The 12,448-nt window shown below is 35.5% G+C and carries 9 protein-coding genes and 2 pseudogenes; 2 read left to right on the forward strand and 9 right to left on the reverse strand.

Annotated features, from left to right (window positions below; all coding sequences use genetic code 11):
- Positions 1-75: 75 nt before the first annotated feature.
- From ACEN31_RS02295 to zapA, 8 genes are all read right to left on the reverse strand, one after another.
- Positions 76-1,353 carry an ABC transporter permease gene (locus ACEN31_RS02295; RefSeq protein ID WP_407108510.1) on the reverse strand — a complete coding sequence of 426 codons (1,278 nt, stop codon included), beginning with the start codon at positions 1,351-1,353 and terminating at the stop codon, positions 76-78.
- Positions 1,346-2,254, reverse strand: a complete 909-nt coding sequence (locus tag ACEN31_RS02300; RefSeq protein ID WP_407108511.1) for an ABC transporter ATP-binding protein — start codon at positions 2,252-2,254, stop codon at positions 1,346-1,348. Before ACEN31_RS02300 ends, ACEN31_RS02295 begins: the two co-directional genes overlap by 8 nt.
- Before the next feature lie 139 nt (positions 2,255-2,393).
- On the reverse strand, positions 2,394-4,016 hold the full coding sequence (locus tag ACEN31_RS02305; protein ID WP_407108513.1) for a hypothetical protein: 1,623 nt from the start codon (positions 4,014-4,016) through the stop codon (positions 2,394-2,396).
- An 81-nt stretch (positions 4,017-4,097) separates the two neighbouring features.
- A complete protein-coding gene (locus ACEN31_RS02310) occupies positions 4,098-4,943 on the reverse strand; it encodes a pyridoxamine kinase (RefSeq protein WP_138403964.1) in 846 nt (281 codons plus the stop codon).
- A gap of 172 nt (positions 4,944-5,115) precedes the next feature.
- The gene (gene trxA, locus ACEN31_RS02315) at positions 5,116-5,424 is read right to left on the reverse strand and encodes a thioredoxin (protein WP_138403965.1); all 309 of its coding nucleotides are present in this window, start codon (positions 5,422-5,424) and stop codon (positions 5,116-5,118) included.
- A gap of 95 nt (positions 5,425-5,519) precedes the next feature.
- The gene (locus ACEN31_RS02320) at positions 5,520-7,886 is read right to left on the reverse strand and encodes an endonuclease MutS2 (protein ID WP_407108521.1); all 2,367 of its coding nucleotides are present in this window, start codon (positions 7,884-7,886) and stop codon (positions 5,520-5,522) included.
- A gap of 83 nt (positions 7,887-7,969) precedes the next feature.
- Positions 7,970-8,521, reverse strand: a complete 552-nt coding sequence (locus ACEN31_RS02325; RefSeq protein ID WP_407108515.1) for a CvpA family protein — start codon at positions 8,519-8,521, stop codon at positions 7,970-7,972.
- A 22-nt stretch (positions 8,522-8,543) separates the two neighbouring features.
- The gene (gene zapA / locus ACEN31_RS02330; RefSeq protein WP_197103969.1) at positions 8,544-8,882 is read right to left on the reverse strand and encodes a cell division protein ZapA; all 339 of its coding nucleotides are present in this window, start codon (positions 8,880-8,882) and stop codon (positions 8,544-8,546) included.
- 156 nt (positions 8,883-9,038) lie between these two features.
- Between zapA and rnhC the strand changes: the two genes are divergently transcribed.
- Positions 9,039-9,995 carry a ribonuclease HIII gene (rnhC, locus tag ACEN31_RS02335; protein WP_407108516.1) on the forward strand — a complete coding sequence of 319 codons (957 nt, stop codon included), beginning with the start codon at positions 9,039-9,041 and terminating at the stop codon, positions 9,993-9,995.
- A gap of 154 nt (positions 9,996-10,149) precedes the next feature.
- Positions 10,150-11,918, forward strand: a pseudogene (locus ACEN31_RS02340) (IS1182 family transposase).
- Positions 11,919-12,074: 156 nt separating this feature from the next.
- On the opposite strand, the pseudogene ACEN31_RS02345 reads toward ACEN31_RS02340, so the two are convergent.
- Positions 12,075-12,311 (reverse strand): annotated as a pseudogene (locus ACEN31_RS02345) (ATP-binding protein); the annotation flags it as partial.
- Between the last annotated feature and the right edge of the window lie 137 nt (positions 12,312-12,448).

Genomic DNA, 12,448 nt, shown 5'->3' on the forward strand with positions numbered 1-12,448 from the left:
ATAATGCTAAAAAATGTGTCTAAAAATTTCACAAAAAAACAACCCGTGTGACTGGATTGTTTCTTTAAACACATTCTATTTACTTGCTCTTTCACTTTTCCATAAGGCAAATGAACGTTTGAAGGCATTCACCATCCCTTTATCACTATAGATTAGAACATTGCTCTTATAGAACAGAAGTGAGAACCAAAGTACAAAGGCCATAAATAAGACGGAAACCACAATTGAAATGGCGATTTCAGTTGAACTTACAGTCTCTGCAGCGACTCTAAACGGCATGATAAATGGTGTAAATAATGGGATTTGCGATGTAATTCGAACTAAGGAATTATTCGTTGAATTCAGTGCAAACATCCCAACATAGAAACCACCTAGAGCTAAGAATATAATCGGTGTAATCATCTTATTAACATCTTCAGTCTTAGATACTAGTGAACCTAAGAATCCGGCAAGAACAGTATAAATTAATATACCGCTGATGGCATAGACGATACCTAAGATAACAACATTACTACTACCTTGTAACAGTTCACCAATATTTAACCCCTCAAAAGAATCCAGTAGATTCAATTGACGTAAAACAAAAGAAATTAAGAAATACAAACCAATATAAATAACGACTTGAGTCAGTATCACTAATAATATCCCGATCAATTTCCCTAGGAAGTGAGCGGTAGGTGATACACTGGAAAGTATAATTTCCATAATTCTAGACCCTTTTTCAACCGCGATTTCTTGAGAAATAATACTCACATAATTCATAATAAATATGAATACAATAATTGAAACAGCATAAGCAATCCCAATCCTTACAAACATCACAGGATCTTGAGCAGATTGTTCAACGACTTCACCGGCCTCATTCCTACTCACATTAATACTATTAATCGATACGGCTGTATCTTGAATTTGAGTTAATTGTTCACCGGTCAAGCCCATTTCTTCCGCTGAATTGACGAAATTATATTGACTTAAGGCTTCTTCAAAAGGTGCTAATGAAATATCTTTGCTTGTAGTTTTGCGGTAATACATTGGATTAGAAACATCATCTCCAAATATTAAATAACCGTCTATGTCATCGGTCTGTAAAGCTTCATCTGCTTGACTACGATCAAAATTATATTGTATTTGATTTCCAGTATTAACTTCTTCAATAATCTCTTGTACTTCAGCATTCGCATCAATCACCGCAATATTACCCACAGATGAATCTAACTGACTGCTGCCGACGAAATAACCAATAGCTAACACAACACCTACCATTATAATTGGTGAGACAATCATCCAGAAAAATGACCAAGATAGGACATTTTTTCGATAGACTTCTTTAATAATAACTCCTAATCTATTCATGAATGGCTTCACCTGCTTTCATCTTAAATATTTCCTCTAAGGTCGGTGGCTGTTGACTAAACTTCGGTAAGTATTCACCTTTAGAAATTGTTTTAAATAAAGGTTCACCATAAGATGCATCCTCGAGTTTCAATGTATATTGATTTTTTCTCGTTTCCTTCACATCGATGACCCCTTCTAATTCTTTGAGTTCTTCAAGTGTCCAATCAGGTGTTTCTATATAGATAAATGTTCTTCCAAAGCTTTCTCTCACTTCATTAATTTCACCATACAATAATTGTTTTCCGTGATGAATCATGACTAATTTATCACAAATCTCTTCGACATTATTCATATTATGACTTGAGAAGATGATTGCACTACCCTTTTCTTTCAAGTCTAAAATGCCTTGTTCTAATAACTCAGCATTCACCGGATCGAGTCCACTAAAGGGCTCATCTAAGATAACTAATTTAGGCTCATGAATTAACGTCGCAATGAGCTGGATCTTTTGCTGATTCCCTTTAGATAAAGTTTTAATCTTATCTGTTCGTGTCCCTTTAACATCAAACTTTTTCATCCATTCATCGATTTTATTATCAATATCGTCTTTTTGCATCCCACGCAATTGAGCGAAATAGGTGATTTGTTGTTCGATAGTCATAGTTTCATATAATCCACGTTCTTCTGGTAAATAACCGATAATATCATACAAATTATTCCCTAATTTTTCACCGTTCCAGTTAACTTTACCGCCTTCTTCTGGGGTTAAAAAATCTAATATCATTCGAAAGATTGTCGTTTTACCAGATCCATTTTGGCCGATCATTCCTAGAATTATTCCATCCTCAATCTCAAACGATACGCCATCGACTGCTCGTAACTCGCCAAAACTCTTAACTAAATTGCTTACTTTTAACATAATAGCCTCCTCTACTCCTTTAAGGTTTAAGTATATCAAATTCATATTCATATGCCAAATCATATTCCTTTTCATATCCATAGCAAAAGACCCACATACTTTCAAATATGTGGGTCTTTTGTTTAATTTATATTATTGTTTACCATTCAATTTCTCTGACTTCTCCAGACTCTGTAGCTGTAAAGTCAACTTCTGTACCTGCTTCTAAGAATGGTAAGTGGTCATTTAATGTGATATCAGCTTTATAAACTGTACCATCAAAGGTGAAGTAATAAACTGTATTTCCTTCGACAACAACCGCTTGAACAGCGTCCACTTCACCTGTAAATTCATTTAAGTCATCTTCGGTTTCAATCTCCTCAACATCTAAAGGATTATCGACGGCATAGGCTTGCATTAATTGAGATACACTGGATTCAACGTAAACACTTTGATAGTTTTGAACGTCAACTAAAGCATACTCTTTAATTAAACCTGAATTATCTTTCAGCGTGAGGATATACATCGGATTCCCATTAATGTTTATGAGTAATGGGAATGTCGCAGTATAACTTGTTTCTTGAACACTACCTTCCGCTGAACGCATTGCTGAGAATTCTTCAGCTGCACTTAGAGGATACATTTGGGCTTCTTTCGTTCTTAAGTTTACTAACACAAAACCAATATTCGACTCATCCGCCGCTACGGATGTAATACCTGTATACAGATATAAATCATCTCCGATTGGTAAATATGTATATCCCGCTGTTGGTTCTGTCACTCCTTCTTGAGCAAAGAGTGAGTTAAAGAATCCGTTACGGTAGTGACCTTGCATCGTCAATTGATGCATAATTAAATCTGCACCATACACTCGATCGACCCAACTTGGTATTTCTTCTAAAGAATACGTATTTGTTTCACCAGTCGTCGCATTCAACACAATGACACCATTTACTTCTGGCTCTCTTATAAAGAAATTACGCGTATATGTTGAAGCGATATAAAAAGGATTTCCCTCATCATCAATTTCAAACGTTGGCGCTTCAAATAATACAAATGGATTTGAAAATCGTAACTTACGCATCACATCTCGGTTTAAAATTTCTGAATGACTATAGCGAATAGGTTCAGGTGGAGTTTGTAATTGGACGTCCCCTGTGACATTATCAACTTGGATATAATGAGGAATCCCTGTTTGAAAATTATTTAACCAACGGAAGAAACCAGCATATTCTAGTGGTGATACACGGTAAGGTGCTGAATCTATAGTAATTTGGGTGTAATCTTCAGCCACCTCAAATTGAGAAACAAGTTCTGATATATTACCTAATTGTCTATTCCCCAATCGTTCAGCCGTATCACGGTCAACTAATGGAATTTGATTGATATTTGTCTCAGGAAAATCTTCTTCGAAAGAAGCTTGATCCACTGTAATCATATTTGAATACCCATCCGAAAAGAATACAGGTGATAAGACTAAGTAAGTAACCACACCAATAACTAATAAGATTGGCCATGGGTACACTAATAATTTATATTTCAGAGAGAATTTTGGCATACTAAAGCCAGTTTCGCCGTTTTTAAGTTTGGAAAATGTTTTTACACTATCTGCTAACAATTCAATAATTAAAACACCAGCTGCAATAAGGAATAAGAAAATCCAAAAATCAAGTGAAGCATAATGTAATGGCGGAAGCATAATATAGTAGTAAAGAGCTATTAAAATCGCTAGTACAATATATAAATAACGTACTTTCCCTCCACTTAATTTATTCTTGGACATCCTGTTTTGGAAAGAATCTTTCCACTTCCTGTTGTTAAATGTATCGGTTACATCTTTCATTAAAAAATTCCTTTCTATATTTTATTGAGGGAAGAATTCCTTTAAAGTTGGCTCGAAATAAATTCCCCATTTGATATCACGATTCAAGGCTAACGTATTGTCTAATGATTGCTCGATAATATTTCCTGTCTTCTCTAGAGACTCTTCAATGGATAGCCCTCTACTATACCAAACCGTTGTCGAACTCACGACAATATCTCCAGTACCAAAGAAATGTTGCGGATAATATCTATGCATCAGCAACTTTTGGTAATCATTGTGTCCTCTAACATAAAAGCCTATTTGATCTGGCATTTTATCAGGTAAACGAACGCCAGTAATAGCTACATATTTCGCACCAGACTCAATTAATTTGCGACTCACTACGTCTAACTCTTCAACCGTCATCGATTCTGAATAAGGTGTATTCGTAATAAAGCAAGCTTCTGTAATATTTGGAAAAACAATATCCGCTTCTTTCATTAATGCTGAGAATTTTTCTGCGATTTTGTGGTCAAATCCTGGATAATATTTCCCGTGATCGGCCATAATCGGATCCATTAACAAGATAAGTTCTGGATTCAACCGTTTCTCCTCACGATAATACTGGGTAAATAATTCAACTTGCTCTGTCGTTGAAAAATACCCAGTCATCATGACATCAAAATGGATGTCATTTGCCTTCCAAACTTCAACCGTTCGTTTGAAATCTTCATTCATCTCATGACGAATAATATTAGCATAACTTTCCCCTGTTTGGGTTGATACAAACATTGTTGGAAGAATGGATACTTCCAATCCACCTGCGGATAATATTGGAATGTTTATATTTGCTGCCACTTTACCTGCTCCTGGAATATCATTTACGACTAAAACTCTTTTTGACATCTTTTCATACACCTCTCACATCAATTATAGTCTAGTTTTCCTTATATAACTAGAGGGAATTCAAGTCCCTTTTGACTTATAGAAATACTATCAGTATATCTAATTTTTCCCAAAAATCAAAAAAAGCACTCACCTTAAAAGTAAGATGAGTGCTAGAATCTAATCTATCTATTTATATGTACTGATTTAAAATCTCAGTTAGACGTGCTTTGTCGTGATATCCTACTAATTTCTCAACAACTTCGCCATCTTTTTTGATTAAAAGTGTTGGAATTGACATAATTCCAAATGATTGAGCTGTTTTAGGTTCGTCGTCTACGTTCATTTTGTAGAATTCAACGTCATCCATTTCTTCAGCTAATTCATCCACGATAGGTGATTGCATACGGCAAGGTCCACACCAAGGTGCCCAAAAATCCGTTAAGGTAATCCCTTCGTCTGTTTTTGCATTAAATTGATCATCTGATATTGCTTGTGTCATGATTACATTCCTCCCTTTTCATAAAACTATTATAACATCTCATAGTATTGAAGACTATCGAATTGCTCAAATACTTATTGTAATGACTAAATTTATTATTTGAAATAAACAATCGTTGACCCATCGCCACCTGCATTGGGTGGTGAGTATTCAAAGCGATCGACTTGCGGATGCTCTTTAAGTGCTTTTTGAACACCGTTTCTTAAAGCACCTGTCCCTTTACCATGAATAATTGTTACCATTGGATGATTTGATAATAAGGCAGAGTCCAAATACTCTTCTAATTTGGATAAGCCCGCATCATAACGTTGGCCACGTAAGTCGAGTGTCGTTTTAACTTTTGATCCAACATTTCTTTGGACGTTTACTTTCGTTGGTTTTTCAACTTTCTTAAGTGGTTCTAAATCTTTCTCGGCAATTTTCATCTTTAATATTCCCATTTGAACAACGTATTCATCTTTTCCAGATTGTTCAACAATAGAGCCTCTTTGGCCATATGAAAGAACTTCTACGTCATCACCAGGTTTAAGTTTCTTCTTCTCTTTCGCACGTTTAAGCACTTTATTCTTCTTAAGTTCTTCTGGCAATTTCAAGTCATCAAAGGATGATCGCTTATCAATAAGTACATGTTCTTTAATCGTATTACTTTGTCCTTGTTCGAGTTGTAATTCTCTTATTTCACTTAATAGTTTTTCTGCTTCATCCTGTTTCTCGCGCACGAGTTCATTAGCATCTCGCTTCGCCTTTTCAACGATCTTACTCTTTTGCTCTAACCAGCGATTGTATTCGTGTCGTAAATCTTTATGTAATTGTTCTGCATCATCCAGGAACTTCTCTGCTTTCATATGATCTTGTTCAGCTGAACGGCGTTCAAATTCAAGATTAGCCACCATCTCGTTAATGGATTGATCATCTCTAGATACACCTTCTTGAGCAGTTTGAAGAATCGTATCTGGCAGTCCCAAATGTTTAGAAATTTCGAGTGCGTTAGATCTACCCGGGACACCTATTAATAAGCGATATGTCGGTGATAATGTGTCCGAATTAAATTCCATACTCGCGTTAATTGTGTCCTTAGCATCATTGGCATATAATTTCAATTCAGGATAGTGAGTCGTTGCCATAATGGTTGTACCCATTTTTCTAAAATGTTCAAGAATCGCCATCGCTAATGCAGCACCTTCTTGCGGATCCGTCCCTGAACCTAACTCATCAAATAAAACTAAAGATTCATGCGTCGCATCGTTAATAATTCTCACATTGTTTGTCATATGACTCGAGAACGTACTTAAACTTTGTTCAATCGATTGCTCGTCACCGATATCGGCATAAACATTATCAAACACACCTATTTGACTGCCAGCTTCAGCTGGAATATGTAAGCCTGATTGTCCCATCAAATGCAATAGGCCTAACGTCTTAAGCAAGATAGTCTTACCACCCGTATTCGGTCCGGTAATAATTAAAGCCTTATATTCTTCTCCAAGTAAAATATCGTTCGCAACGATATCTTCGGATGCAATGAGCGGGTGTCTCGCTTGCCATAAGGCAACGATTAAATCTTTTGATAAGATTGGCTTAGTCGCGTCAATCTCACGGCTATACCCTGCTCTAGCTTGAATAAAGTCTAATTGAGCTAACATCTCTTGATTTGTTCGAATTTCATTTGTATATGGCATTAAGCTCTGTGATATTTCATCCAGAATCCGTTCGATTTCTTTTCGCTCAGCAACTTTTAATTCCGCTAAACGGTTATTTAAATTTACCACGCTTTGTGGTTCCATATATAAAGTCTGCCCAGAGCTACTCTGATCGTGGACTGTTCCGCCCATTTGATTACGATATTCTGCTTTCACCGGAACAACATAGCGCCCGTTACGAATTGTAATTAAAGTATCCGTTAATTGATTCGCACGACTCTTTAAAATTTGATTCAATTGATTTCGCACTTGTTGTTCTGTATTGGATTGATTTCTTCTTATAGATGCTAATTGACTCGATGCCGAAGATAAGACACTTCCATCTTCATCAATGGCATTATGAATTAGCTTCTCAACTTCTGGCAGATGAATACAACGATCTACCCAGGCTTGTAATGCCGGGAAATATTTCTCATCATCAGCTAAAATTTCAAAGAATTGAATGACTTGCTTCGTTGACGTTAACAACTTACCAACTTCTGCGAGTTCTCTACCATTGAGACTGGCACCTAATTCTAATCTCTTTAAAGGTTGATCCAATGATCGTAACCGGGGTACCGGAATAAGACGATCCTGCAACAATAGATTCAGTGACTGCTCAGTTTCATCTTGCCACTTTTGAATCGTTTCGTAATTATTCGATGGTTTCATATTAGCTATCTTACTCTGAGCAAGTTCTGTTTGAGTATATTGTTTGATACGTTGACGTACTTTGTCGAATTCTAATGTGTCAAAAATCTTCTCATTACTCACAGAAAACATCATTCCTTTCTATCTCTTACTATCAACTATATATTATAACAAAAAAAGTGTCCCTATGCCATTCATAGGAACACCGCTATTTCTTAAGAAAATGGATTGAAATTGAACCAAGTTTCTGCAGCAAAGTTTGAGAAAAATGGCGTATTCGACACTATTTGATAAGCTATCGGATTATCAACAAACTGTTGTTGTATAAATTCAATCGGAATCAGTGATAGAACGAATAAAAAGAAAAAGACAATAACATAGGTAATTAAAACGTTCACTACGCCACCACCAATAGCATTTAAATGGTTGAGTAAATCATAATACATGACACGAGTGAATAATAAAGATAAAAAGTTAGTAATAACCCAACCAATTAAACCGATGAGGATAAAAGTTATCACTCGATAGAAAGCTTCATCAATAAAAAAGCTCGTTGCTTCATCATAGAAAGCTAAATCTGTATCCGGTTGAACTGAGGGAAATGGTATGAGCATTTCGACAATCTCAGATAATGGTTGAAAATAACGTGTCGCAAGTACAAAGGTAATAATATACCCAACTAAACGAATCAGTTGTAATACTAAACCTCGACGATAACCTGAATAAAAACTAATAAGTAAGGCAATAAGTATAATAATTGTTAACATAGCATCTCTCCTATATGACTAATCATTCACGTTCATATGGTACTTGGTGCGAATTACTTTGATCTCTTCTTGAATAATTCGGACGTGTTGATTGTTTAGATTCTATTTGTGTCTTTAATTGTTCAATCTCTTCCTCTAGCTCCAGAATTTGTTGTTCTTTCATAAGCTGATCCGAAATAGCATTTACTGACATTAAGATACTTCGATCTTCATTATTTAACTCTGGTGTCAGTTCAGTTAATTGTTGTAGCTGATTATTTACAATATCAACTACTGAATTTAGATGTAGCGCTGATTTTTGCCCCACAATTGTGTATTCTTTTCCTGCAATTTTTGCTTTAAATCGTAAATTCCGTTCCATTATTACTCATCCTTTTCAACTGCTTGTCTTATTTTACCAAATTTTTGTTATAAATTCATTTTTATATGAAATAGTCTTATAATACTCAAATCTATTTCACAATTTGCCCAATGTTCATTATAATATATCACAGAACAATCGAAAAGGATGAAGTGAATGGCCTCAGAAAGTATTAAAGTAAATAAAGCAACCTTTAACAAAATGCACGAACATTACAAGAATAATTTAGTTGATCCAGTTCCTTACAGTGAATTTCGTGCCAAAGTAGGATCGACAACGATTACTGGTTATACAAGTGGAAAAGTACTCTTTCAAGGAAATGATAGCCAAGATGAGCTAGGTAAATGGCAAAATAACAGGGAAGCCACATCCTCGAGCAGCTCTAAGCCAAAAAGTAGAACGAAGCCATCGACTTCAGAACTTCCAGAAGGCTTTGCTAACTGGCCAATTATCGGGAGTGATGAAGTTGGAAATGGAAGTTACTTTGGCTCTTTAACAGTGTGTAGTGTTTATTTATCACCGAGTCAATTTGAATTAGTTAAATTGTTAGGCGTAAAAGATTCAAAACTCTTAAACGATAAGGAAATTGTTAAGATTGCTGAAGAATTAAAGATGTCCGTTCCTTATCACCTAACAGTCTGTACGCCTGAAAAGTATAATCAAGCGATTGAAAAAGGCTATAATGCTGTCAGTATCAAAGTATCTTTGCATAATTTCACTATTGGAAAATTATTAACTAAATTGAACCAAGACCAAAAAGAAGAGATGCGTGGGATTTTAATTGATCAATTTACTCCCGCAAATAATTACTTTAAATACTTACAAAAAGAACAACATCCTATTAAAGATGATGTCTACTTTGTAAAAAAAGGTGAAGGTCATCATCTAGCGGTCGCAAGTGCTTCAATTATTGCTAGAGCTGCTTTCTTAGAATCTCTTGAAACACTTGGGAAACCATTTAATAAAGTATTGCCGTCTGGTGCAGGCAAAGCCAGTGATGTACTTGCTGCTCAACTCATTAAAAAACATGGTAAAAGTGTCTTAGATAAAACAGCTAAATTGCATTTTAAAAATACAAGTAAAGCTCTTGAGCTAGCCAAAAAAATCAAATAAAATAACGAGGAGCTGGGAAAAAACTCAGTCTCAGTATAAAAAACCACCCATTTATTGTGAAAAATAAATGGGTGGTTTTAGTATTTTTTTAAAGACAAAACGAGCCCTGAACCTTATAATTGAAGTACGACCAACAACTAAGGAGGGGCTCGTTATGTACCAAAATTATACCACAATGGAGACTGCATTAACACTACAATTAGATTTTACGATTCCAAATGATCATGAAGCTCGATTGATTAGCCGATTTGTCGATTCAATTCCTACGGAAGTTCTTTTAGATGAGACGTCACATACGGGACGTCCAGCTTTTCACCCCGCAATGCTATTAAAAATGTGTTTATTTGCATATAGCCGCTCAACATTTTCTGGTCGAAAAATTGAACAGATGAACGAAGAATCAATTCCTATGAAATGGCTAACTGGGGATACCTCTATTTGCTATAAAACTATCAATAACTTTCGATCAAGTGAACATGCATCAAATCTGATTAAGTATTCATTTGTCCTATTCACAACACTTTTAAGTGAGAATGATTTAATCTACAAGGATTCTTTATTTATTGATGGTACAAAAATTCAAGCAGATGCGAACATCTATAGTTTTACTTGGCGAAAAGCGATTGAACGTTATGAAGCTGGTCTAATTGAAAAAGTGTCTAGTTTGTATGAAGAACCTATTCAAACGAATGTAGATATTGCTATAAAGGAAGAAGAATTAACCATGTCTATCGGAATCGAGAAGATCATTGATAGTCTAGATGAAGCTCTTGATGAGGTTGAAGTAAAAATCAAAACTGAGACAACCATACCTAAAGGTGGTTCTGAACACAAGCGACGTCGTCGCACGCTAAAAAAGCATCGAAATAAATGTGCGAATGATTTCCTACCACGAAAACAGAAATATGAAGAAGCGAATGAACTATTTGATGGAAGAAATAGTTTTTCTAAAACAGATACAGACGCTACCTTCATGTGCATGAAAGAAGATCCAATGAAAAATCGTGAATTGAAACCTGGTTACAATCTTCAGGTAGCTTCTAGTAATCAATATGTCATTGACTTTGATATTTTTCCGAACCCAACAGATACGCGTACACTTATTCCGTTTCTAGACTCGATTCAAACACTTGATATGTTCCAATATATTGTTGCTGATGCTGGTTATGGTAGTGAAGAAAATTATATGGCTATTACCGATGATTTCGAGAAAGTACCATTGATTCCGTATGGAATGTATCATAAAGAACAAAGTAAAAAGCACAAAAATAATCCAAAGCATCGTCAGAACTGGTCCTATAACGAGGTTGAAGATTCCTATACTGATTTAGATGGTGTTCATTTTAATTTTTCACATTATAGTACTCGAAATGATAAAAATGGTTTTCAAAGGCAGTTTAAAATATATAAAGCTGTTCCGAGCAAATGGATGACCGTTTAAATAAACTAGCGAAAACACCGAAAGGTAGACAGCGCCAGACGGCGGTCAATAATAATTGGGAGTATTTCAAACACAAAGCTAAAGAGAATTTGGAGAGCACACCTGGAAAAGAAATCTATGCACAACGTAAGATTGACATAGAGACCGTTTTTGGTCGCATGAAAGGTGTATTTGGTATGCGCAGAGCGCATGTGAGAGGTAAACAAGAAGTACATAATGATATAGGTATCATGCTTATGAGCATGAATTTAACAAAATTAGCAATCGAAGCAAGAAGACAAGCAGAAGCTTCTCGGAGTTCTTCAATCAAAAATATAAAATGCGATGAACCAATCAGAATTCTGATTGGTTCATCGCATTTTTATTATTTAGGGCGACTTAATTCCCAGCCCCAATATAATAATGTTATTGAGGTATTGTCACGCTGTACTTTAGCTAGCTATTCGATGTATCTGACTACTGCCACACATTTGTACCACTGATGCCAACTTTCTTACCACTGTTTGCCAAAGAATGTACCACCTTTTGCCAGCTTAATGTACCACTAAAGAAATATCCCATAACCACTGTGATTTAAGTTAGTTATGGGATATCTTTACATAATCCATAGGATTATATTAGTTTTTCATAGTAATATCCTAGAAGTTATTGGATAAACCCAGTCGTTCACGCATAGATGTTTCACCATCGATAGTGATGGTGTAGGAATTATGAACAATCCGATCAATAACTGCTTCGCCTGTTGGTCCACCTCCCAACTTAGAATGCCATCCAGCAGTGTTGAACTGGGTACAGAAGATCGTAGATGTCGTCTTTTCCCTTTTTTCTATGATTTCCATGGTCAAGTATAGTTCTTCTTCTGTTAAGTCATGAAGAAGCCACTCATCTTATGAAAAGTTATTTATTATGTAAAGCTAGATTCAAGTCCTGTTGGTTTTGTAAGCTTTTTGTGTTTCTAACTATACATAATATAGTATCCTTATTCTAAAAGGAGGACGAAATAATGGATACT

Source organism: Ruoffia sp. FAM 26255, assembly GCF_045528525.1.
Lineage (GTDB): Bacteria > Bacillota > Bacilli > Lactobacillales > Aerococcaceae > Ruoffia > Ruoffia tabacinasalis.

Coding starts and splice junctions, on each gene's coding strand:
- ACEN31_RS02295 (WP_407108510.1), bottom strand. CDS start 1,353: ATGAATAGATTAGGAGTTATTATTAAAGAAGTCTATCGAAAAAATGTC.
- ACEN31_RS02300 (WP_407108511.1), bottom strand. CDS start 2,254: ATGTTAAAAGTAAGCAATTTAGTTAAGAGTTTTGGCGAGTTACGAGCA.
- ACEN31_RS02305 (WP_407108513.1), bottom strand. CDS start 4,016: ATGTCCAAGAATAAATTAAGTGGAGGGAAAGTACGTTATTTATATATT.
- ACEN31_RS02310 (WP_138403964.1), bottom strand. CDS start 4,943: ATGTCAAAAAGAGTTTTAGTCGTAAATGATATTCCAGGAGCAGGTAAA.
- trxA (WP_138403965.1), bottom strand. CDS start 5,424: ATGACACAAGCAATATCAGATGATCAATTTAATGCAAAAACAGACGAA.
- ACEN31_RS02320 (WP_407108521.1), bottom strand. CDS start 7,886: ATGTTTTCTGTGAGTAATGAGAAGATTTTTGACACATTAGAATTCGAC.
- ACEN31_RS02325 (WP_407108515.1), bottom strand. CDS start 8,521: ATGTTAACAATTATTATACTTATTGCCTTACTTATTAGTTTTTATTCA.
- zapA (WP_197103969.1), bottom strand. CDS start 8,882: ATGGAACGGAATTTACGATTTAAAGCAAAAATTGCAGGAAAAGAATAC.
- rnhC (WP_407108516.1), top strand. CDS start 9,039: ATGGCCTCAGAAAGTATTAAAGTAAATAAAGCAACCTTTAACAAAATG.